At 65.2% G+C, this 20,882-nt stretch carries 26 protein-coding genes and 1 tRNA gene; 17 read left to right on the plus strand and 10 right to left on the minus strand.

Annotation, left to right across the window (positions count from 1 at the left end; translation table 11 throughout):
• Positions 1-2: 2 nt before the first annotated feature.
• The 3 genes from ACTIEZ_RS01920 to ACTIEZ_RS01930 form a co-directional block, all read right to left on the minus strand.
• Positions 3-557, minus strand: coding sequence for a NifU family protein (locus ACTIEZ_RS01920; RefSeq protein WP_439544953.1), 555 nt, complete (start codon positions 555-557; stop codon positions 3-5).
• An 87-nt stretch (positions 558-644) separates the two neighbouring features.
• Positions 645-1,112 carry a universal stress protein gene (locus ACTIEZ_RS01925; protein WP_439544954.1) on the minus strand — a complete coding sequence of 156 codons (468 nt, stop codon included), beginning with the start codon at positions 1,110-1,112 and terminating at the stop codon, positions 645-647.
• Positions 1,113-1,148: 36 nt separating this feature from the next.
• Entirely contained in the window at positions 1,149-1,994 is an 846-nt protein-coding gene (locus tag ACTIEZ_RS01930) for a class I SAM-dependent methyltransferase (RefSeq protein WP_439544955.1), read from the minus strand.
• A 45-nt stretch (positions 1,995-2,039) separates the two neighbouring features.
• Here ACTIEZ_RS01930 and ACTIEZ_RS01935 point away from each other — a divergent pair, with 45 nt between their 5' ends.
• The 6 genes from ACTIEZ_RS01935 to ACTIEZ_RS01960 all read left to right on the plus strand — a co-directional run bounded on the left by ACTIEZ_RS01935 (position 2,040) and on the right by ACTIEZ_RS01960 (position 5,333).
• Positions 2,040-2,822 carry a ComF family protein gene (locus tag ACTIEZ_RS01935; RefSeq protein WP_439544956.1) on the plus strand — a complete coding sequence of 261 codons (783 nt, stop codon included), beginning with the start codon at positions 2,040-2,042 and terminating at the stop codon, positions 2,820-2,822.
• 49 nt (positions 2,823-2,871) lie between these two features.
• The gene (gene grxC, locus ACTIEZ_RS01940; RefSeq protein WP_439544957.1) at positions 2,872-3,129 is read left to right on the plus strand and encodes a glutaredoxin 3; all 258 of its coding nucleotides are present in this window, start codon (positions 2,872-2,874) and stop codon (positions 3,127-3,129) included.
• Positions 3,130-3,131: 2 nt separating this feature from the next.
• Positions 3,132-3,950, plus strand: a complete 819-nt coding sequence (locus ACTIEZ_RS01945; RefSeq protein ID WP_439545081.1) for a carbon-nitrogen hydrolase family protein — start codon at positions 3,132-3,134, stop codon at positions 3,948-3,950.
• A complete protein-coding gene (locus ACTIEZ_RS01950; RefSeq protein WP_439544958.1) occupies positions 3,947-4,381 on the plus strand; it encodes a DUF1178 family protein in 435 nt (144 codons plus the stop codon). The genes ACTIEZ_RS01945 and ACTIEZ_RS01950 overlap by 4 nt, the downstream gene beginning before the upstream one ends.
• Before the next feature lie 82 nt (positions 4,382-4,463).
• On the plus strand, positions 4,464-5,225 hold the full coding sequence (locus ACTIEZ_RS01955) for a PEPxxWA-CTERM sorting domain-containing protein (protein WP_439544959.1): 762 nt from the start codon (positions 4,464-4,466) through the stop codon (positions 5,223-5,225).
• Between the two features lie 34 nt (positions 5,226-5,259).
• Positions 5,260-5,333 (plus strand) — tRNA-Arg (locus ACTIEZ_RS01960).
• 14 nt (positions 5,334-5,347) lie between these two features.
• Here ACTIEZ_RS01960 and hrpB read toward each other — a convergent pair.
• Genes hrpB through hemE form a run of 3 tightly spaced genes read right to left on the minus strand, consistent with a single transcriptional unit; the run spans position 5,348 to position 9,288 of the window.
• Positions 5,348-7,789 carry an ATP-dependent helicase HrpB gene (gene hrpB / locus ACTIEZ_RS01965; RefSeq protein ID WP_439544960.1) on the minus strand — a complete coding sequence of 814 codons (2,442 nt, stop codon included), beginning with the start codon at positions 7,787-7,789 and terminating at the stop codon, positions 5,348-5,350.
• A gap of 5 nt (positions 7,790-7,794) precedes the next feature.
• Positions 7,795-8,244: a CopD family protein gene (locus ACTIEZ_RS01970; protein ID WP_439544961.1), complete on the minus strand. Its 450-nt coding sequence runs from the start codon at positions 8,242-8,244 to the stop codon at positions 7,795-7,797.
• Between the two features lie 3 nt (positions 8,245-8,247).
• Entirely contained in the window at positions 8,248-9,288 is a 1,041-nt protein-coding gene (gene hemE / locus ACTIEZ_RS01975; protein ID WP_439544962.1) for a uroporphyrinogen decarboxylase, read from the minus strand.
• Positions 9,289-9,674: 386 nt separating this feature from the next.
• On the opposite strand from hemE, the gene ACTIEZ_RS01980 reads away from it, so the two are divergent.
• From ACTIEZ_RS01980 to ACTIEZ_RS02020, 9 genes are read left to right on the plus strand one after another with little or no spacing between them, the layout of a single operon-like run.
• Positions 9,675-10,535, plus strand: coding sequence for a pyruvate, water dikinase regulatory protein (locus ACTIEZ_RS01980; protein WP_439544963.1), 861 nt, complete (start codon positions 9,675-9,677; stop codon positions 10,533-10,535).
• On the plus strand, positions 10,532-11,128 hold the full coding sequence (locus tag ACTIEZ_RS01985; RefSeq protein ID WP_439544964.1) for a Maf family protein: 597 nt from the start codon (positions 10,532-10,534) through the stop codon (positions 11,126-11,128). The genes ACTIEZ_RS01980 and ACTIEZ_RS01985 overlap by 4 nt, the downstream gene beginning before the upstream one ends.
• Positions 11,125-11,946 carry a shikimate dehydrogenase gene (gene aroE / locus ACTIEZ_RS01990; RefSeq protein ID WP_439544965.1) on the plus strand — a complete coding sequence of 274 codons (822 nt, stop codon included), beginning with the start codon at positions 11,125-11,127 and terminating at the stop codon, positions 11,944-11,946. The genes ACTIEZ_RS01985 and aroE overlap by 4 nt, the downstream gene beginning before the upstream one ends.
• Positions 11,943-12,527 carry a dephospho-CoA kinase gene (coaE, locus tag ACTIEZ_RS01995; protein WP_439544966.1) on the plus strand — a complete coding sequence of 195 codons (585 nt, stop codon included), beginning with the start codon at positions 11,943-11,945 and terminating at the stop codon, positions 12,525-12,527. Before aroE ends, coaE begins: the two co-directional genes overlap by 4 nt.
• A gap of 53 nt (positions 12,528-12,580) precedes the next feature.
• Positions 12,581-13,246, plus strand: coding sequence for a DNA polymerase III subunit epsilon (gene dnaQ, locus ACTIEZ_RS02000; RefSeq protein WP_439544967.1), 666 nt, complete (start codon positions 12,581-12,583; stop codon positions 13,244-13,246).
• A gap of 41 nt (positions 13,247-13,287) precedes the next feature.
• Positions 13,288-13,920, plus strand: a complete 633-nt coding sequence (gene hpf, locus ACTIEZ_RS02005) for a ribosome hibernation-promoting factor, HPF/YfiA family (protein WP_439544968.1) — start codon at positions 13,288-13,290, stop codon at positions 13,918-13,920.
• A 4-nt stretch (positions 13,921-13,924) separates the two neighbouring features.
• On the plus strand, positions 13,925-14,266 hold the full coding sequence (locus tag ACTIEZ_RS02010) for a DUF1491 family protein (protein WP_439544969.1): 342 nt from the start codon (positions 13,925-13,927) through the stop codon (positions 14,264-14,266).
• Positions 14,267-14,298: 32 nt separating this feature from the next.
• Positions 14,299-14,865, plus strand: coding sequence for a cell wall hydrolase (locus tag ACTIEZ_RS02015; RefSeq protein WP_439544970.1), 567 nt, complete (start codon positions 14,299-14,301; stop codon positions 14,863-14,865).
• A 48-nt stretch (positions 14,866-14,913) separates the two neighbouring features.
• Positions 14,914-15,378, plus strand: a complete 465-nt coding sequence (locus ACTIEZ_RS02020) for an MmcB family DNA repair protein (RefSeq protein WP_439544971.1) — start codon at positions 14,914-14,916, stop codon at positions 15,376-15,378.
• Here the strand turns inward: ACTIEZ_RS02020 and ACTIEZ_RS02025 are convergent.
• From ACTIEZ_RS02025 to ACTIEZ_RS02040, 4 genes are all read right to left on the minus strand, one after another.
• Positions 15,369-17,165 (minus strand): DUF885 domain-containing protein, encoded by a 1,797-nt coding sequence (locus tag ACTIEZ_RS02025; RefSeq protein WP_439544972.1) that lies wholly within the window; start codon positions 17,163-17,165, stop codon positions 15,369-15,371. The two genes, ACTIEZ_RS02020 and ACTIEZ_RS02025, sit on opposite strands and share 10 nt — an antisense overlap.
• A gap of 44 nt (positions 17,166-17,209) precedes the next feature.
• Complete coding sequence (locus ACTIEZ_RS02030) at positions 17,210-17,755, minus strand: ActR/PrrA/RegA family redox response regulator transcription factor (RefSeq protein WP_439544973.1); 546 nt, start codon at positions 17,753-17,755, stop codon at positions 17,210-17,212.
• Positions 17,755-19,050: an ActS/PrrB/RegB family redox-sensitive histidine kinase gene (locus ACTIEZ_RS02035; RefSeq protein WP_439544974.1), complete on the minus strand. Its 1,296-nt coding sequence runs from the start codon at positions 19,048-19,050 to the stop codon at positions 17,755-17,757. Before ACTIEZ_RS02035 ends, ACTIEZ_RS02030 begins: the two co-directional genes overlap by 1 nt.
• An 83-nt stretch (positions 19,051-19,133) precedes the next feature.
• Positions 19,134-19,706 (minus strand): ankyrin repeat domain-containing protein, encoded by a 573-nt coding sequence (locus ACTIEZ_RS02040; RefSeq protein ID WP_439544975.1) that lies wholly within the window; start codon positions 19,704-19,706, stop codon positions 19,134-19,136.
• Between the two features lie 96 nt (positions 19,707-19,802).
• Here ACTIEZ_RS02040 and ACTIEZ_RS02045 point away from each other — a divergent pair, with 96 nt between their 5' ends.
• Together ACTIEZ_RS02045 and ACTIEZ_RS02050 are read left to right on the plus strand one after the other, a co-directional pair.
• On the plus strand, positions 19,803-20,420 hold the full coding sequence (locus ACTIEZ_RS02045) for an SCO family protein (protein WP_439544976.1): 618 nt from the start codon (positions 19,803-19,805) through the stop codon (positions 20,418-20,420).
• Positions 20,410-20,859: a YcgN family cysteine cluster protein gene (locus ACTIEZ_RS02050; RefSeq protein ID WP_439544977.1), complete on the plus strand. Its 450-nt coding sequence runs from the start codon at positions 20,410-20,412 to the stop codon at positions 20,857-20,859. The genes ACTIEZ_RS02045 and ACTIEZ_RS02050 overlap by 11 nt, the downstream gene beginning before the upstream one ends.
• Positions 20,860-20,882 lie beyond the last annotated feature (23 nt).

A 20,882-nucleotide genomic window follows, 5' to 3' on the forward strand; every position in this document is an offset into this window, starting at 1 on the left:
GATCAGATCGCCCGCACGTCGGTGACTTCGGGCACATAATATTTCAACAACGATTCAATGCCCATCTTCAGCGTCATCGTGCTGGAAGGGCAGCCCGAGCAGGCACCCTGCATTTCCAGGAACACTGTGCCCTTATTGAAGCCGCGATAGACGATGTCGCCGCCATCGTCGGCCACTTGCGGGCGCACACGGGTTTCAATCAATTCGCGGATCTGCATGACGATTTCGGCATCAGCGGGATCATCGTCAAATGTTGCCTGCGCCACTGTGCCGGTGAACAGGGGGGCGCCGCTGCTGAAATGATCAACAAGCACACCCAGGATCTGCGGCTTCAACCCCACCCATTCGGCGCCGGCCGGATTGCGCGTCACCGACACGAAATCGTGACCGAAGAACACCCGGTCCACATCGCCCAGCGCAAACAGCGCTGCCGCAAGTGGCGAAGCATCGGCCGCCTCCGGCGTGGCGATATCCACACTGTCGCCGCCGGTCACTTTCTGCCCCGGGCGGAACATCAACGTCAGCGGGTTGGGGGTCTGTTCGGTTTCGATGAACATCGGGCAAGCACCTTCAAGTTTGTCACTGCAGCCTATGGCTGATGGCCATCGGCGGTTCAACCTAAATAAGACCGGATTTATCCACTATCAAGCGAGTGTGGCGATCCGCTCCGGCTCCAGCCCGCCCGGCACCAGCATCAGGATGCACGGCAAGCTGCCCGCGGTTTCGCCGGCAAAAAAACTGACCAGCGCACTCGGGCTACCGCGCGAGGCCGTGCCCAGCACCAGGGCCCTAATCCCCGGATTGTCCTTCACATGTTGAAGGATCGCCTTGGCCGGCTCGCCGTTCAGCACCTGCGTGGCCGGTCGCGCCCCTGATAATTCTTCCGCTTCGTCCGCCAGCTTGTCGAGCAGACGTTCCGCATCGGCGCGCGCTTCGGCGGCCATTGCGGTCTGCAGGCTGCCGAAATGCAGGAATTCGGTGGGCGCCACCACGCTGATCAGCGCGACCGCCGCATCGACATGGGCCGCGCGCTGCACGGCAAAATGCATCGCCACCCGGCTTTCCGGGCTGTCCTCGATCACGACCAGATAGGTGGCGGCAGCCTGCATCATCCAAGCCTAGGGGGAAACAGGCCTTGCCGGCAAGTCTCACGCCCGGCTGTTCAGCGCAGCGGCCAGGCTGGCGGTGCCACTGCCCGGCGCCTTGGGCTGTGGCTGACCGGGGCCGGGCGCCCAGCCGGCGACGTGCAGCATTTCGATGGTGACTGCTGTCTTTCCATCCGGATCGGCCATCTCAGCAAAGCGCGTCGCCGCCGCCATCAACACATCACGGCGCAGTGGCCGGCGCGCCGCCAGCACCGAACGCGCGCCCATCGCGGCCAGATCATCGAACAGGCCGAACAGACTGGCGTAGCGCAAGGTCACCCGATCAACATCCGCAACCGGCATCGCAAAGCCGGCACGCGCCAGCAAGCCGGCGGCCGCGCTCGCCTCCACCATCGGTGCCGTATGCCGCCCGGCACCACCGGTCACCGCGGCTTCCGCTTCCAACAGGCAAGTGCGCAACTCCACCAGGCTCATGCCGCCAATGAATGTCGCCATGAACAGGCCATCGGGCCGCAACACCCGGCGCACGCCAGCCAGGGCGCCGGGCAGATCATTGACCGTACCAAGGCTGCCGGCCGCCACCACCAGATCGAAACTGGCATCGGCAAAGGGCAAGTGATCCTCGTCGGCAACCACCAGCCGGCCCGCGGGTTCATGCCCACCCTGGCCCAGTGCCGCCCGCACCACCAGCCCATCCCCGTGCGGCCAAACCGGCCGAGGCCCGCCCAGATCGAGCACATCGGCAAACGGGCGGGCAATCATCGCCACGCGCTCGCGCAGCTCCTCGGCCATGCGATCGTGCAGAAACGCCGCGCTCGCAAATCTGTGCGCGGCCTGCGCGTGGCGCCGGCGGCGCAAGACGGGATCAAATGGCAAATCGGCAACCATCGCACCCCCTTTACGGGCGGCTGGGCCACGCGCAAGCTCGGGCAAATGGCCAGCACTGCCACCTCTCTGTTCAGCCTGCCCTTGCGCGTCGTGATCGATGCCGTGCTGCCGCCGCGCTGCCCCGGATGCGGGCTGATTGTCGACGGGGATGATCGGTTCTGCGCGGCCTGTTTTGGTGCGCTTCAATTTCTGGGCCCGCCGCAATGCGCCTGTTGTGGGGTGCCGCTGCCACATGATGGCGATGCTGCGGCATTGTGCGGCGCCTGTCTGGCCGAACCGCCGCCGTTTCAAACGGCACGCGCGCCCTTGGCCTATGGCGGGGCCGCGCGGCAGGTGGTGCTCGCCCTGAAACATGGCCGGCGCCTGCATCTGGCTCGATTGATGGCGCGCACCATGCTGCGCAGCGCCGGGACCTTGCCCGACGATGCAGTCATCGTGCCGGTGCCATCGCACCGCTGGCGGCTGTGGCGGCGCGGCTTCAATCAGGCCGCCGAAATCGCCCGCCAAATGGCCCGGCAAGCCGATCGCCCATTACTGGTTGATGCCCTGATTCGGGTAAAGCCCACTGCCAGCACCAGGGGGCTGACCCGCAAGCAGCGCGCCAGCAATGTGGTTGGCGCCTTTCAGGTGGCGCGCAAGGCCGCCGTGCAGGGGCGTGCCGTCGTGTTGGTCGATGATGTGATGACCAGCGGCGCGACAGTGTCGGCCTGTGCGCGCCAGTTGCAGCGGGCCGGGGCGCGACATGTCGCGGTGTTGACCTACACCCGCGCTCTGCCCGACAGGATTGAACACGCCGGGCCGGAACAGTTCGGGACTGCCGCAGTTTGACATTGGGCGGTGTAGGTGTATCCCCCCGGCTCACGGATTGGAACAGGCCATGGCCAAAATTGAAATTTACACGAAATTCCTGTGCCCGTTTTGCACGCGGGCCAAGAAATTGCTGGAAACCAAGGGCGCTGCCTTCGAGGAAATCGACATCAGCACTGGCGGCCCGCGCCGCGCCGAAATGCTGGATCGCTCCGGCGGCCGGCAAACCGTGCCACAGATCTTCATCGACGGCACGCACGTCGGCGGCTGCGATGATCTGATGGCCCTGGATCGCGCCGGCCGGCTCGATCCGATGCTCGGCGCATGAGGCTGCGCGCAGGCCTGATCCAGACCACAACCGGCATCGATCCAACGACCGAAGCCGTCCAGCTTTCGGCGCGCATCGCCGAGGCTGCCACCCAGGGCGCCGAAATCGTCTTCACGCCCGAAATGAGTGGCTTGGTCGATCGCGACCGGGCGCGCGCCGCCGGCAATGTGCGCAGCGAAGCTGATGACCCCGTATTGGCAGCGGTGTGCGCCGCGGCGGCACGGCATGGCGTGTGGGTGAATTTGGGCAGTCTCGCGCTGCGCAGCACGGCGTCCGACAAATTCGTCAACCGCGGCTTCCTGATCGATCCCACCGGGGCCATCACTGCGCGCTATGCCAAGATCCATTTGTTTGACGTCGCGCTGGGCAGCGAAAGCTGGCGCGAGTCTGCGGCCTATGAAGCGGGCGAAGAGGCTGTGGTCGGCGCCACGCCGTGGGGGCCGCTGGGCCTGACCATCTGTTATGATGTGCGCTTCCCGGCCTTGCACCGCGCGCTGGCCAGCGCCGGGGCTGCGATGATCGCGGTCCCAGCCGCGTTCACCCGGCCGACGGGCATGGCGCATTGGCATGTGCTGCTGCGCGCCCGCGCCATCGAAACCGGCTGCTGGGTGATTGCCGCGGCCCAAACCGGTGAACACGCCGATGGACGCGCCACCTATGGCCACAGCCTGGTGGTCTCACCCTGGGGTGAGGTACGGCTCGATATGGGCGAGACGCCAGGCGTCGCTATTTGTGACATCGATCTGGATGAGGTCGCGACCGCGCGCGGCAAAGTGCCAGCATTGCAACATGGGCGCGATTTTCGGGTAACAGCGCCATGATGGTATATGATCTGGCGTGCGACGCCGCGCATCGGTTCGAAGCCTGGTTCGGCAGCAGTGCCGATTTCGATGATCAACAGGCGCGTGGCCTGCTGCTGTGCCCGCTGTGCGGATCGCCCAATGTCGGCAAGGCGGTGATGGCACCCGCAGTGGCCGCGAAATCCAACCAGGCATCGGCCCAGAGGGCACCTGTGCAAAGTCTGGCCAATGATGATCCGATGGCCCGTCTGCTGATGATGCAGCGCGCGTTTGAATCGCAGAGCGATTATGTCGGCGACCGTTTCGCGGCCGAAGCCCGCGCCATTCACGAAAGCGGCGAAACCCGCAGCGTGCATGGCGAGGCCTCCGCCGACGAGGTGAAGGCCCTGCGCGATGATGGCGTGCAGTTGCTGCCATTGCCATTCCGGCCAAGGGCACGATCCGACGCCTGATTGTCCGATTTATACAATCCATCGGCCAAGTGATCTGACATGGATTCGCAGGAATTTTGTCAGGGGTTTGCACATGCGCCGAATGTCCGTGGTTTTTGCAGCGATCGCCATCAGCAGCACGACACCCGCCGCCGCAGCCGTGGTCGCAAGCAGCCTGCCGTTTTTCACTAACCCGGACTGGAGCCAGATCACCACTGGCGGGGCCGCCACAATCACCCAGGGTACAGGCGAATCCATCCTCACCACCGCCAACAGTCGCGGCGTCTGGTTCGGCTGGTTCAATGCAATCGGCACGCCATCCTGGACGATCGCCGATAATGGGTCTGGCAATTATCTCAGCCTCAGCACCCGTTTCTCGGATGGTGCGGATGATTGGTATGCTTTTCTGAACGATGGCACGCGGCGGGCGCAGATGAAATTCAACGCCACCAACTGCAATGCGGCAACGACGAACTGCTATGCCTTTTCCGGCACGCCCGGCGTGACCATCGATTTTGACGGCAGCAGCACATTCATCGCCCTGGATACGACGATATATAGAACCTACGAATTTCTCTTGCTCGGAAGCGAGGTCATCTACCGGATCGATGGCGTGCGCTATGCCGGCACGGCCGCTGCCGACACAGCGGCAAAGATCCTGCTGATGGGTGACCGAACGGGGTCTAGCCAGTCAGGGACCGGGCAGATGTTTGTCAACGCCGTCTCCTTCGACAGCGGCACGGCATTGACCGATCTGCCGGGCACTGCGGTGCCGGAACCGGCGAGCTGGGCGATGTTGCTGACAGGCTTTGGCCTGGCCGGCGCTGCCATGCGCCGCCGCCGCGCGATGCAGATTTCCGCTTGAAAACGCGCTGCGGTCGTGGCCTTGAAGAGGCCGCGCACCCGTAGCTCAGCAGGATAGAGCGACGGTTTCCTAAACCGCAGGCCGCAGGTTCGAATCCTGCCGGGTGCACGTTTCCGCCTGCATCATCCCGATTGCCCCGGCCGCTTGGCGCGCAGAGTCGGTGGGGCGTCGAGGGGGTTTTCCGGCCAGGGATGCTTGGGGTAACGGCCCTTCAATTCCTTGCGGACATCGGCCCAACTGCCGGCCCAGAAACCAGGCAGATCCTTGGTCACCTGGATCGGTCGGCCGGCGGGGGACGTCAGCCGCAGGGTGAGCGGCACGCGACCATCGGCCACCATCGGATGCCGGGCCAGGCCGAACAGCGCCTGACAACGCACATCGACCGCCGGGCCGCCATCCGCGCCATAATCGATGGCGTGGCTGCTGCCGGCCGGCGTTTCCAGCCGAACTGGCGCGAATTGATCAAGACGCTGGCGCTGCGACCAGTCCAGACGCTGGAGCAGGGCGTCAGCCAGGGCAGCATCGCCGATATCCGACAGGCGCCGGCCCAGCAACGGGGCAAGCCAGTCGGCAAGGCAGGCAAGCAGCGCAGCGTCATCACTGGCTGGCACAGCAAGACCATGCGCGGTCGCAAAACCCAGCCGGGCGCGCACGGCCATGGCACCATCGCTCCTCGGCAGCAGTGCCAGGCCCTGCTCAGCAACAACCGCCAGCAACGCAGCACGAACGCGCGCCGGGTCAGGACGCTCAAGTGGCTGCCGCGCCAGGGTGATCGCACCCAGCCGGCGCTGCGTTTCGGCGGCGACGCCAGTGGTGGCCGGATCAAAGGCGAAGATGGCACGCGTTTCGATGCGATCGCGCAGCAAGGCCTCCACATCGCCATTCAAAGGCGCACCAAGCAACAGCCGTGCGCCGGCCGCACTGCCGCTGGCATCGGCAACGACAATCCATTCACAACGGGCCAGTGGCGATTCACCGGGCACGGCCACGGCACGACCATTGGCCATCAGAAAAGCGCCGCCCCGCCGCCGCGCGACGCGGTCCGGATAACCCAACGCCAGCACCGCACCCGCGGCTTCGATCTCGATCTGCGTTTCGCGCGCGCCCACCGCCTGCGCCCACCGCTGCGCCAGCCGGCGCGCTGCATCGGCGCGTTGGCCCCGCTCGCGGGCCCAGCCGACCAGGCGCTGCTCGATATCATCGCTGCGCCCGCCAAGCCCGCGCTCGCCGAGCAACACGGCCATGCGCGCTGCCAACAGGCCATTGCCGTCACGCGCCGCGCGGATGAGCATATGCGCCAGTTCCGGTGCCAGCGGCAGCGCGGCCATGGCTTCGCCGTGCGCCGTCACCCGGCCATCCTCATCCAGCGCGCCAAGCATCTGCAACCGCCGCCTCGCATCTGCCACGGCAGCCGCCGGCGGTGGGTCGCGCCATTTCAGGCTGGCCGGCTCGGCGACACCCCAGCGCGCGCATTCCAGCACCAGGCCAGCCAGATCGGCATCGAGGATTTCCGGTGGATCAAAGGCCGCCCGCCCCGCGGTTTCGGCTGCATCCCACAAACGGATAGCAACGCCCGGCGCCGTCCGACCCGCCCGTCCGGCGCGTTGGGTGACGGCCGCCTGCGAGGATCGCACCGTCACCAACCGCGACAGGCCTACACTGCGATCAAGTTGTGGCCGCCGCGACAGCCCGGAATCAACGACCACCCGCACACCATCGATGGTGATGCTGGTCTCGGCGATGCTGGTCGCCAGTACCAGCTTGCGCCGGCCAGGCGGCGCCGGCGCGATGGCCACGCGTTGGTCAGCGCCTTCGCGGGCGCCATGCAATCGAAATAGATCGACATCGGCCGGCAGGCGCGGTTCCAGCCGTTCGGCGGTGCGCTCGATTTCGGCAACGCCGGGCAAGAACGCCAGGATCGAGCCACTCTCATTGGCGAGCGCGCCGCGGATGGCACCGGCCATCGCATCTTCAAGCCGCTCCTCGCTGCGCCGGCCGATATGGCGCACATCAACCGGAAACATCCGGCCCAGCGATTCAATCACCCACAATTCGGGGATGATGCCGGCAAAGCCACTGCCATCAAGCGTCGCCGACATCAGCAGCAGCCGCAGATCCGGGCGCAGCGCCTCGCGTGCCTCCAGCATCAACGCCAGCGCGAAATCACTGTCGAGACTGCGTTCATGCACTTCATCGAACAGCACGGCAGCAACACCCGGCAATTCCGGATCGGCCACCAGCATCCGCGTGAAAATGCCTTCGGTCACCACCTCGATGCGGGTGGCTGCCGATATGCGGGAATCGAGCCGGGTGCGATAGCCGATGGTCTGCCCAACTGCCTCGCCCAGTGTGTCGGCCATGCGTTCGGCAGCAGCGCGCGCCGCCAGCCGCCGCGGCTGCAACAGGATGATGCGCTGGCCGTGTGCCCACGGCGCGCTCAACAAGGCCGGCGGCACCGCCGTCGTCTTGCCGGCGCCCGGCGGGGCGATCAAAGCGACAGGTGCGTTCTGGTCCAGCGCTACCAGCACATCGGGCAGCACCGCTTCCACTGGTAGCCCAGCCATCGGGCTCAGAACGGCTGAACGATCACCAGCACCGCCACGGCCAGCGTCACCAGCGACGGGATTTCATTGGCCAGGCGCAGGCTCTTCTCGCTCACTGGACGTTCACCAGCCGCAAAGCGCTGGCTCATCGTCACCGTCCAGTGGTGAAACCAGGTCAAGCCGATAACAAACAGGAATTTCACCAGCAGCCACAACGGCCAGCCCAGGTGAAACCCCAGCGAAAGACCAGCGATCCAGCTCACCACCATTGCCGGCGACAGGATGATCCTGCGCAGCCGGCGGCAACGTTCATCCCACAACAGCGATTCAGGTGCGCCAACAGCGACCGGGTGCCAGTAAACCAGGAAACGCGGCACCATGAACAGCCCGGCCATCCAGAAGATGACAAACGCCACATGCAGCGCCTTCACCCACAGATAGGCGTCCCCCAGCCAACCAACACCCCATGCCATCATGGATTACAGCGGCTTCTTGAGCAGGCTGAACAGATGCTCGACATGGGCAATCGGCGTATCCTGCAAGATGCCATGCCCCAGGTTGAAGATGTGGGGCCGGTCCTTCAAGGCGTGGCGGATGCGCATCACGGCCTCTTCCAGCGCATGGCCCCCGGTAATCAGCGCCAGCGGATCAAGATTGCCCTGCACCGGCATGTCCGGCGGCAGCATCGCATGCGCCCAGGTGGGATCCACGGTCTCATCCAGACCAACCGCATCGACGCCGGTTTCCGCCGCATAGGCCGCCAGCTTGGCGCCGGCACCCTTGGGAAAGCCGATCACCGGCACATCGGGGTGACGGACCATCAACCGGCCGACGATATCGGCGTTGGGCGCAATCACCCAGCGTTCAAACTGTGCTGGCGACAAGGTGCCGGCCCAACTGTCGAACAATTGCACGGCCTGCGCGCCCGCCTCGATCTGGCCGGACAGATAATCGACGGTCACAGCAACGATGCGATCAATCAGCGCCTGGAACCGCGCCGGGTCGGCATAGGCCAGCCGGCGGGTTTCCGCCTGATCCTTGCTGCCATGGCCGGCGACCATATAGGTCGCGACCGTCCACGGGCTGCCGGCAAAGCCCAGCATCGTCACGCTGGGGTCGATCGCCTTGCGCACCTTGGCGACGGTCTCATAAATCTTGGCGAGATACAGCGGATTGGGTTCCAGTGCTGAATAATCGCCATCATGCAGCGGCGGCGTCAGCTGTGGGCCCTCGCCGGGGCCAAAGGTCAGCCCCTGGCCCATTGCATGCGGCACGATCAATATGTCCGAAAACAGGATCGCCCCATCCATGCCAAAGCGCTTGAGCGGCTGGATGGTGATTTCGGCCGCGGCATCACTGTCATAGACCAGCTCAAGGAACCCGCCCTTCTCGGCACGCAGGGCACGATATTCGGGCAGGTAACGCCCGGCCTGGCGCATCAGCCACACCGGCGGCGGATCACGTCGTTCACCCTTCAGCACGGCAAGCAGCGGAGGGTCTTTGGAAAGAGGTTCAGCCATGAGCTTTCTTTCGACGGCCCAGCGAAACCGGTCAAGGCCTCAGCCCGTCTCGGCGCAACAACCCTTCATGCAATGAATCTGAAAAGAATGTGACAGGTAGATGACAGGTCGCAACATGGGGATAAAATCCGATGCGCCGGATCATCCACAACCAACGCGCCCACGACTCGCGGGAATCACAGGATTCGACAATTTCATCCCCGTTATCCACAGCCCCCCCTGTGAATATGTTCGCCTGCGGATGAAGTGGCGCGCGGGCAGGGCAGAAACTGGTGGAAATGCGGCTTGCCCCAAACTCCACACTGGCATTAACGGTGAACACCCATGGTTTTCCACAGAGTCATCAGACTGAAATATTTCTGCTGGGGCCCACCAGGAGGCATGCCATGAGCCCAGGCAATCCCAACCCGGAGCTGTTGCACCTGCATCTGATCAGCGATTCCACCGGTGAGACACTCGAATCGGTGGCCAAGGCCAGCCTGGCCCGCTTCGAAGACGCGCAGGCGGTGAAGCATTTCTGGCCAATGGTGCGCAGCGAAGGCCATCTCGACCGTGTCATCGTGGAGGTGGCGAAAAAGCCCGGCCTCGTCATCTACACATTGGTCGATGGCGCCGTGCGGGACCGGTTGGAAAGCCGCTGCGCGACGCTGGGCCTGCCGATGGTCTCGCCGCTCGATCCCACCATCGCCGCGCTGTCGGAACTGCTGGGCCAGGCCGCAACACGCCGGCCAGGCCGGCAGCATGTGATGGACCAGGCCTATTTCCGCCGCGTCGATGCGATCAACTACACGATGGTGCATGATGATGGTGCGATGACCAGTCCCGAGGAACTGGCGGAGGCCGACATCATCCTGCTCGGTGTGTCCCGCACCTCGAAGACACCGACGTCGATCTATCTTGCCAATCGTGGCTACAAGACCGCCAACATCCCGCTGGTGCCGCAATCGCCGCCGCCGGCGCATGTCTGGAAAATAGCCGGCCCGCTGCTGGTCGGGCTGACGACGGCGCCCGATCGGCTGCAGTCGATCCGCCGCAATCGCCTGCTCAGCCTTGGGCAGGCGCCGGACACGGATTATGTCAGCCCGGAGCGGATCGAAGCCGAAGTGGCCTTCGGGCGGCGGCTGTTTGCCGATCATGATGTGCCGGTGATCGATGTCACCCGGCGCAGCATCGAGGAAACCGCCGCAGCCATCATCAATCTGCACCAGGCGCGCACCGAACTGGCCAGCGCGGCGGGCGAGCCATGATGCTGGTGTTGGCCAGCCAATCAGTGGCCCGGCGCGCGATGCTGACCGCGGCCGGGGTGCCGCACGAAGCACTGCCGGCCCATGTCGATGAGGAGGCGATTACCCAGGCGCTGTTGGCAGAAGCAGCGCCGCCGCCCCGGATTGCCGACGCACTTGCCGAGGTGAAAGCGTTGAAGATCAGCCGGCAGCACCCAGGCGCATTGGTGTTGGGGGCTGATTCTGTCGCGGTGACGGCCGACGGCGAATTGCTGAACAAGCCCGAAACGCGGGACCGGGCCGAAGCGCAGTTGCGCCAACTGGCCGGCACCACCCACCAGTTGATCTCAGCAGCGGTCATCTGCGAAGCCGGACAGCCGGTCTGGCGCAGCACAGGCGCGGCAACGCTGACGATGCGGCACCTGTCCGACACGTTCATCGCCGATTATCTTGACCGGGAAGGCAACGCCGTGCTCGGCTGTGTCGGCTGCTACCGCATCGAAGCCTTGGGCGCGCAACTGTTCAGCCGTGTGAGCGGCGATCAATTCAGCATCCGCGGGCTGCCGCTGCTGGCGGTGCTGGATTATCTGCGCACGCGCGGATTGCTGCCGTCATGATCCAGCCAGCCGTGGCAGGTGTGATCGGTTGGCCGGTTGCGCATTCGAAATCGCCGCTCATCCACCGCTTCTGGCTGGGAAAATTGGGCATCGATGGCGATTACAGCCGCTTTCCGGTCGCACCAGATCATCTGGCGGACTTCATCCGGGCGCTGCCGGCGATGGGTCTGCGCGGTGTGAACGTGACGGTGCCGCACAAGGTTGCGGTGATGGATTTTCTCGATGGTCTTGATGCGTCCGCAGCGGCGGTGGGCGCCGTCAATATCGTCAGGCTGCTCCCCGATGGCCGGCTCGGCGGCGCCAACAGCGACATCGATGGCATTTGCGCGCCGCTCGCCGATCATCCGGTGGCTAGCCGCGACGTCATCATATTGGGCAGTGGCGGCGCCGCCCGGGCCGCATTGATCGCAGCGCAACGTCTCCGGGCCAACAGGGTCAGCATTGTCGCACGCGATACCGCGAAGGCGACGGCCATGCTGGCGCAGGCCGGGCAGCCAGGCGCGGCCATGGCCTGGGGTCGCGCCTTGCCGGCGTCGGCCGACACGGCGCTGCTGTTCAATGCCACCAGCCTGGGGATGGCCGGGCAGCCAGACCTTGATATCGATATATCGGGGTTGCCCGCTTCGGCGGTGGTGTTCGATGCAGTTTATGTCCCCCTCGATACGCCCCTGCTGCAGGCGGCACGAGCACGCGGGCTGGCCACGATCGATGGCCTGCAGATGCTGATCGGCCAGGCCGCCGTGGCGTTTGAAAGCTTCTTCGGGGCTGCAGCCCCGCGCTGCCACGACACTGAACTGCGGGCATTGTTGACCCGATGAGCCGCACGATCATCATCGGCCTCACCGGCTCCATCGGCATGGGCAAATCAACGATCGCTGGCATGTTTCGCAAGCTGGGTGTCCCGGTGTTCGATGCCGATGCCGAGGTCCGCCGCGTGCAAGGCCCCGGCGGACGAGCGCTGGCTGCGATCGAAGCGGCTTTTCCCGGCACCACCCACGCCGGCGGCCTGCATCGCGAAAAGCTCGGCGCGGCGGTGTTCGGCGATCATCGGAAATTGCGCGTACTGGAACAGATCCTCCATCCACTGGTCGCCGAGGCGCAAAGCGCTTTTCTGGGTGCGCACCGGCTGAAACCCGCTGTCGTTCTGGATGTGCCCTTGTTGTTCGAAAAGGACGGGTGGCGGCGCTGCCATCTGACTGTCGTGGTGTCCGCCCCGTTCCGGGTCCAGCGCGCCCGCGTGCTCGCCCGGCCCGGCATGACGCCGGAGAAATTCGCGGGCATCCTGAAAGGCCAGATGCCCGACCGCGAAAAGCGGGGCCGCGCCGATGTGGTGATCGAAACCGGCCGCGGCCGCCGCCACAGCTGGCTGGCGGTGAAACGGCTGGTTGCGTCGCTGTAGCGCTTGCCCCGCAAACGCTTGCTCTCAGGCCGCCAGTCGATACATAGGGCCTCATGCGCGAGATTGTCTGGGATACCGAAACCACTGGCATCATGCCCGGTGATGGCCATCGCATTGTCGAGATCGGCGCCTTGGAGATGGTCAACCGCACGCTGACCGGGCGCAGTTTTCACACCTATCTCGATCCGCAGCGCGCGATGCCCAAGGATGCTGAGCGCATCCACGGCCTGTCAAGCGAGTTTTTGACCGGGCAGCCGGTGTTCGAACAGGTGATCGATGATTTCCTGGCGTTTCTCGGCGATGCACCCATGGTTGCGCACAATGCCGCCTTCGACATGGAGTTTCTGAACTGGGAACTGAAACGCGCCGGGATGCCGATCATTCCGTTGACGCGCGCCATCGACACACTGGAAATCAGCCGCAAGGCCAACCCCGGGGCCAAGCACACGCTGGATGCATTGTGCAATCGCTATGGCATTGATCTGTCTGGCCGCACCAAGCACGGCGCCCTGATCGACGCGGAACTGCTGGCGCGGGTCTATGTCGAGCTGACCGGTGGTCGGCAGATCGGATTCGATCTTGCCAGCGAGACACGTGCCGACGACACTGTCTATGAGCGGGTGAGTCTAGCCGCGCGTGCCCATGCTGCCAGCCCTGACGAGCTGGCCCGCCACGCCGAGTTCCTGACCGGCCTGAAAGACCCGCTCTGGCTGTCGTGACGCCAAATCTGGGCGGATCACCAGCGCGAGGAGGATGAGTGATGGATATTCGCATTTCGGGTCACCAGGTTGAAACCGGGGCGGCCTTTGCCGAACATGTGCGCGAACGACTGATCGCGATGGCGGAAAAATATTTTCCGCGGGCATTGTCGGCCCATGTCACGCTGGGGCCGGCACCACATGCGCATTTTTCCTGCGATATCGTCATGCATGTCATGGCCGATCTGATCCTGAAGGGCTCGGCCCGCGCCCCCGAAGCGCATCCGGCCTTCGATGCCGCCGCCGAACGCATCGACAAGCAATTGCGCCGCTACATGCGCCGGCTGAAAGATCGCCACTCACCGGCTGCTGCGCGCAGTGTGCCGCCGCTGGCCGAACTGCCGCCGCTGGACAATGCCGAATACAAGATCTTCGCAGCACCGGTCGAGGATGCCGAACCGGAAGGCGATGCGCCGCTGATCATCGCCGAAACCCGGGTCGATATCCCGACGACAAGTGTCGGCGACGCGGTGATGATGCTCGATCTGCGCAACACGACGGCGCTGCTGTTCGTCAACAGTGCCACCGGCGCCCACAACATGGTCTATCGCCGGGAAGATGGCACGATCGGCTGGGTGGAGCCGCGCGCTGTTCCCATCCCGTCGCCGCCACGCCGGGCCGTGGCGGCCGGCTGATCGGGTGGCGCCGCGGGAGGAGTCGCTGCCGCGGCTGGCCAGCCGCTTCAGGATCGATGCGCTGCGCCGCCGGGTCGGTGCAGCCGGCGGCTTTGCCACGGTGCTGGCGCACGGCGACGATATCGCCGGCGCCATTGCCGTGGTGACGCGCGAGGCGGGCGAGGAATGTCTGCTGGCGGCCGTGTTTGGCGCCAGCGGGGTTTATGAATTTGCCGAACTGGCGCGCGGCGATGCCGTGGCGGGCTGGATCGATCGGGCGCGCGGGCGTGATCCCGATTTATGGGTCATCGAACTGGATATCCCGCAGGCAGGGCAGTTCGTCGCCGAAATGCTGTCCGGCCATTGAAGCGCTGAGTATCCTACGCTCCAACGATTTCAATGGTTGCAAACGCCCCTGAACTGCTGACAGCGCGCATCGCAATGCTGCTGTTCCTGGTGCTTGCCGGGCCGGCGCTGGCCGAAACTGACCTGCCTGTGCTGCCGGCCGAAGACGACCGCGTTGTCATCGCGGCCGTCGAACAGCCCGCTGCCGCGCCGGGCCTGCCGGCGCTGGTGCAGATGGCCGCAGTCGACAAGCAGATTGCGGCTGCTGAGCCGGCTGAACTCGATTGCCTGGCCACGGCCGTGTGGTTCGAAAGCCGTGGCGAAACGCTGGAAGGCCAACTCGCTGTGGCGCAAGCGGTCGTCAATCGCGCGCGGTCGGGCCGCTGGGGCAAGAATATCTGCAGCGTCATCAACGCGCCGCGCCAGTTCAGCTTTGATGCGGCGCAGGTGAAGCGCAGCAGCGCCACCTTCACCACCGCCATGGCCGTCGCCCGTGTTGCAGTGGCCGGTTTATGGCATGAGGTGGCCGAAGGCGCCCACAGCTTCCACGCGGCGCGGCTTTCGCCAGGCTGGCGGCTGAAGCGCGTCGCCAGGATCGGCAATCACGTCTTCTATCGCTGATCGGCACGGCAGCTTGCCGTTCCTGCTACGTTCTGCCACATCTCGCCCATGGCGCATGATCTTGTTGCAACCGATGTGCTGCGCGGCACCTGCCGATGGCTGCTGCGCGCCGGGATCAGTCCCCTCGCCGAAGTGCCGCTCGGCAATGGTCGCCGTGCCGATATCCTGGGCATCGATCCCGCCGGGCAATTGACCATCGTGGAGATCAAGGTCAGCCTGGCGGATCTGCGCGGCGATCGCAAATGGCCCGAATATCTCGATCATTGTGACCGTTTCTATTGGGCCGTACCAGCCGGCCTGCCGCTGGCCGATCTGCACACGCCGGCGTTTCTGCCGGAGATCACCGGGCTGATCGTGGCTGATCGCTATGACGCCGAACAAGTGCGGGCAGCGCCGTCCCGGTCCCTGAGCGCGGCCCGGCGCAAGGCGATCACGGTGGCGCTGGCCCGGCGGGCCGCCAATCGCTGGCTGGGTCTCGTCGATCCGGAAAGCGCATTGCTGGGCTACGACTGACGCCCGCCGCCTGCGGCGATCCAGTCCTTCACCTTGGCCTCCAGCACGGCCAGCGGCAACGCGCCGGTGTTCAGGCAGACATCATGGAAATCGCGCACGTCGAACTTCGGTCCCAGCGCTGCGGTCGCTTCGCGGCGCAGGCGGGCAAAGGTCAGCTCGCCGATCTTGTAGGCACAGGCCTGGCCCGGCTGGGCGATATAGCGGTCGATCTCCACCGCAACGTCGCGCGGCGCCATCGACGTATTATCCAGCATATAGGCGATGGCACGATCGCGGCCCCAACCGAGAGCATGGAGGCCGGTATCGACGACCAGCCGCACGGCGCGCAGCATTTCCATGTCGAGATGGCCGAACCATTGCCACGGATCGCTGAACATCCCGAGCTCACGGCCCAGCGATTCCGCATACAGCCCCCAGCCCTCGGTATAGGCCGTGCTGCCGCCGCGTTTCAGGAACGCCGGCAACGCCTTGTCCTCGTTGACCAAGGTCGATTGGAAATGATGGCCGGGGATGCCTTCGTGCAGCGTCAGCGTCTCCAGCGTCGGGATCGGCCGCGTATCGAGCATCGCCATGTTGAAATAGAGAATGCCCGGCGACACGCCATCGGGCGGCCCGGCGCGATAATAGCCGGTGCCGCGCTGGCCGCCCAATGATGGCAGCGGCGCCACCTTGAACGGCGCCTTCGGCCGGTTGTGGAACAATCGCGGCATGGCCGGCCAGATGCGCGATTCAATCTCCGCAAACCGTCCGATCAACTCGGCTTCCGTCTTGCAATAATAGCGCGGGTCGGTGCGGACATGCTCGAACAGCGCCTTCAGATCGCCGGCAAAGCCCAGATCGGTACGCACCGTTTCAAACGCGGCGCGGATGCGGGCAACCTCGCTGAGGCCGAGCGCATGAATATCCGCCGCCGCCATCGGCAATGTGGTGTGCCGCTCCAGCTCGAACGTGTAGAGCCGCAGGCCATCCGCGATCGCCGAGCGACCCGGCGCCGTGGGCGTGCGCGGCAGATAGCTGTCCCGCAGGAACGTCAGCCAGCGCGCATAGGCCGGCAGCACGGTGCCTGTCACCATGGTGCGATAGGCGTTGGTCAAGCGCTCCTGTTCGGGCATCAGCGCCGGCGGCAGGCGTTTCACGGCCATCATGAAGGCCGTCTCGTCCGCCGGCTGTGCCAGCAGCGCCTCGACCTGGCGGATCACATTCTCGACCAGCACCCGCGGCTGGATGTGGCCAGTGGCCAGGCCCTCGCGCAGCCGCACCAGTGCCATGTCCATATGCCCGGCAAACAGCCGCAGCCGCTCCAGGCCAGCCGCGTAATCCGCCGCCGTTTCAAACAAGGCACCGCTGCCGGCAACGAAATCCGGCATTTCGATATGCAGGCCGAAACTGGGGTTCAGGGCCAGCCGGCGCTGGATGGTGAACAGCCCGGTATCGTGAAACCCGATGGTCTGCTGCAGACTGCGCCCGAACACGTCATAGGCTATGCGCTCGGCCGGCGACAGCGCGGCGCGGTCGATGCCGGCCAGTTCCGCCGCTGCCCGTCGTTTGTTGGCCAGCGTCGCCGCACCCCAGGCGTCAGACAGCGGATCGATGAACACCGGCTCACCCGCAGGTCGCCGCTGGCCGGGCGCGCCGGTTGGTGACAGGGCCGCATCATCGGCCGCCGCCCGGGCAATCAGCGTGGCGAAACGCGCCGATGCGGTGTCGGTTGCCGCCAGCGCCGGCGCAAGGGGAACAGCGGCCAGCAGGCCCAAAGCAGTGCGGCGTGTGGTGCGACGATTGAACATCCCCGTATCCAACCGACTTGGCACGGGATTGCAAGGGGGCTCGCTTATTTTGGTGACCGCTTTGCCAGGATGCGCTGGAGCGTGCGGCGGTGCATTTTCAGCCGGCGCGCGGTTTCGGACACGTTGCGCTCGCACAGTTCATACACGCGCTGGATATGCTCCCAGCGCACACGATCGGCCGACATCGGCTCCGGCGGGGCTTCCGGGCGGGCGCTGCCATCGGCCGACAGCGCGCGGACGATGTCTTCCGGGTCGGCCGGCTTGGCGAGATAATCGATGGCGCCGGCCTTCACTGCCGCCACGGCCGTGGCGAGATTGCCATAGCCGGTGAGCATCACGATGCGCACGTCGGGGCTCATCGCGCGCAGTTCGGTAACAAGATCGAGACCGTTGCCATCTTCCAGCCGCATGTCGACAACAGCGTGGCCGGGCTTCAGCTTGGCCGCTTCGATGCGGGCTTCGGACAGGCTGCCGACTGCGGTGACAGCAAAGCCCTTGCGCGCCAGCAGCACGCCAAGGCGCTGCCGGAAGGGGGCATCATCATCGACCAGCAGCAGCGGACGGGATTCAGTTTCGGGCGCACTCGCCATCAGTTGGGCTCCTGTTCTGCCACTTGTGGTTCACTAACCTCAAACACATCCCGTGGCCAGCGCACGTCCACGCGCGCGCCGCCTTCGGGCCGGTTGGAGAAGGACAGCCGGCCGCCTGTCCGTTCGATGAGCGTGGTGGCAATGAACACGCCAAGGCCGGTGGAATTGGATTTGGACCGCGTCGGCCCCAGGATCGGCTCGCCCAGCCGCGGCAGCAACTCGGTCGGGAAACCGAAACCGTCGTCTGTCACGGCGACGCGAATTTCCGAAGCCGTCACAATGGCTTCCATGCGCACTTCGGTGGCGGCATGGCGCGCGGCGTTGGACACTAGATTGTTGAAGGCATGCAGCAGCTCCGGCGATCGCTGCACCAGCGGCTGCGGCTGCGTTGCCACCACATGCACTGGCACACGGCTGGGCACCACGCTCTGCGCAACTTCGTGCAGCAGCAGATCCAGTGTCAGGGTCGCGAACGGGTCTTCGGCTTCGGCGCGGGTGGCGATGCCCTTCATGATGCGGCGGCTGCGCGCGGCTTCGGCCGAAAGCAGGCGGATATCGTCGCCGAAATCCGGGTCGTCACCCAATTGTTCTTCCAGGCTGTGTGCGATCAACGAAATCGAGCCCAGCGGCCCGCCCAGTTCGTGCGCCGCGGCAGCCGCCAGGCTGCCCAGCGCGTTCATGCGGGCTTCGCGGGTCAGCGCGGCTTCGGTGGCAACCAGCGCACGGGCCCGATCCCGGGATTCGGCCGAGACCATCCACAGATAGACGGTGAGGAATCCGATCGCGAGCGCGTAGGCAATCACATCCCCGAACCGATAGATCAGCGGAAACTCCGGTGGCGGCCCCAGCCACGGCAAGGGCTGCGCCCAGAACCAGACGATGGCCAGCACGCCGAACGCCAGCGCAACCAGCGGTGCCATGTCCTTGGCGGTCAGCAGCGTCGCTGCGATGGTCACCGGCACGATCAGCAGCAGCGCGAACGGATTGGCCAACCCGCCGGTAAGGAACAGCAGCACGCCGGCCTGGATCAGATCAAACGCCAGATGCAGCGCCAGCTCCCGCCCGGTCATGCGATCGTTGCGCTCGTAAAGTGTTGAAAGGCCGACGTTCAGGATGACCGATGCGCCAACCGCCGCCAGCAGCGAACCCCATGGCAGCGGGTAGCCAAAACCCAGCCCGACCACCAACAAGGTGGTGAACTGGCCCAAAATCGCAATCCAGCGGATGGCCGCCAGCGTGCGCACACGCACCCCGGGCCGATCAAATGCGGCTGCTGCAATGGATGGACGTTCCATCGCCACCGCCTTAAGCTCCTGATCCTGCTTCGCCCATGTGGCAGATTGTATGCGACATTGTCGCCAAACCGCTACAGCGTCCGCTACAGCGACGGCCCCTGCACGCGGCCGCTGGGCTTGGCGGGAATATCCTTGAACAATTTGGCGATGCTGGCGGCGCGGGAGTCATTGTCCGCCGCGGCACGCGGTGAAATCCCGCTGTTGTCGGCAATATCAGGGTTGGCACCGGCATCGATCAGCGCCTTGGCCAGGCCAAGATCGCGCGACTGCACGGCCTTCAACAGCGCGGTCTCGCCAAGCCGATTCTGCGCGTTGACATCGGCACGCAGGCGGATCAGCGTCGCTGCACCATCCGTCCAGCGGGTGATGGCGGCCAGGATCAGCGGCGTATTGCCGTCCCTGTCCTTCACGTTGAGATTGGCGCCTTTCTGATACAACAGCCCCAGCCAGCCGAGATCGCCGCGGCGTGTCACGATATGCACAGCCGCTTCACCTGAATCATTATCCCGCGTGTTGACGACCGTCGTGCCAGGCTTGTCAGCCATCTCGATCGCGGCGTTGACATCCCGATCACGCACGGCCTTGAGGAAATTATAGCTGTCGGAAAATTGCGCGGCCGCCGGGCCAGCCAACGCCAGCGCCATCAGTGCAGCCACCCTATGTCTCATCATCACCAGGTCATCCCCTTGTGCCCATGCCCCCTGCTGCTTATGCCTTCCCCGGATGATTGGGCATAACCTCTCGAACCGGCGATGAACAGAGGCAAGCGCCTCCGGCTGTGGCTGGTGCTGGGTCTGGCCATCGTGATCGCCGGCCTGGCTGGCTGGCTGCGCTTTGCCGCGCCGCAGGCACCGCAGGGCAATCTGGCCGGCGCCAGCATCGGCGGGGCGTTCACCCTGATCAACCAGGATGGCGCCACGGTGCGCGAGGCGGATTTCGCCGGCCGCTGGCGCTTGATCTACTTCGGCTATGGCTTTTGCCCCGATGTCTGCCCGACCGATCTGGCCGTGATGGGGCGCGGGCTGACCGCTTTTGCCGCGGAGGATGCCGCGCGCGCCGCCAAGGTCGCACCGATCTTCATCACCATCGATCCGGTCCGCGACACGCCGGCCGTGCTGAAGCCCTTTGTGGCAGCATTTCATCCGCGCCTCGTCGGCCTTACCGGCACGCCGGCGCAAATCACCGCCGTCACCCGGGCCTATGGCGTCTATGCCAAGCGCATGGACACCAGCGATCCCGAAAGTTATCTGATGGATCACAGCGCCATGATCTATTTGTTCGGCCCCGATGGCCGGCCGATTGCGTTCCTGCCGCACCAGGGGCTTACGGCCGCGCAGGTTACCGATATGCTGGCCAGCCATGTCCGATAAGCCGCCCGAAAAGCCGTTCTGGGAAACCACGCCGTTTGCCCGCATGAGCCGCGAGCAGTGGGAAAGCCTGTGCGATGGTTGCGGCAAATGCTGCGTGCACAAACTTGAAGATGAAGACACCGGCGAGGTGTTCCCCACCAATGTCTGCTGCCGGCTGCTCAACCCGAAAACCGCGCAATGTCGCGATTATCGCAATCGCAAGGCCCTGGTGCCGGAATGCGTGCGGTTGACCCCGCATCGGCTGGACGAGCTGGATTGGCTGCCGGAAAGCTGTTCCTACCTGCGTGTACACCGCGGTCAGGGGCTGGCGCCATGGCATCATCTGCTCACCGGTGATCGCCAGTCGATCCACCGCGCCGGGCAATCGGTGGCCGGACGGGTGATCAGCGAGGATCATATCGGCGATCTGGAAGACCATATCATCGAGAAGCCGCTGTAGGCCCTGCCATGCTGCGCTGGCCC

The sequence above is a fragment of the Sandarakinorhabdus sp. genome (genome assembly GCF_051860625.1).
In the GTDB taxonomy this organism is placed as follows: Bacteria; Pseudomonadota; Alphaproteobacteria; order Sphingomonadales; family Sphingomonadaceae; genus Sandarakinorhabdus.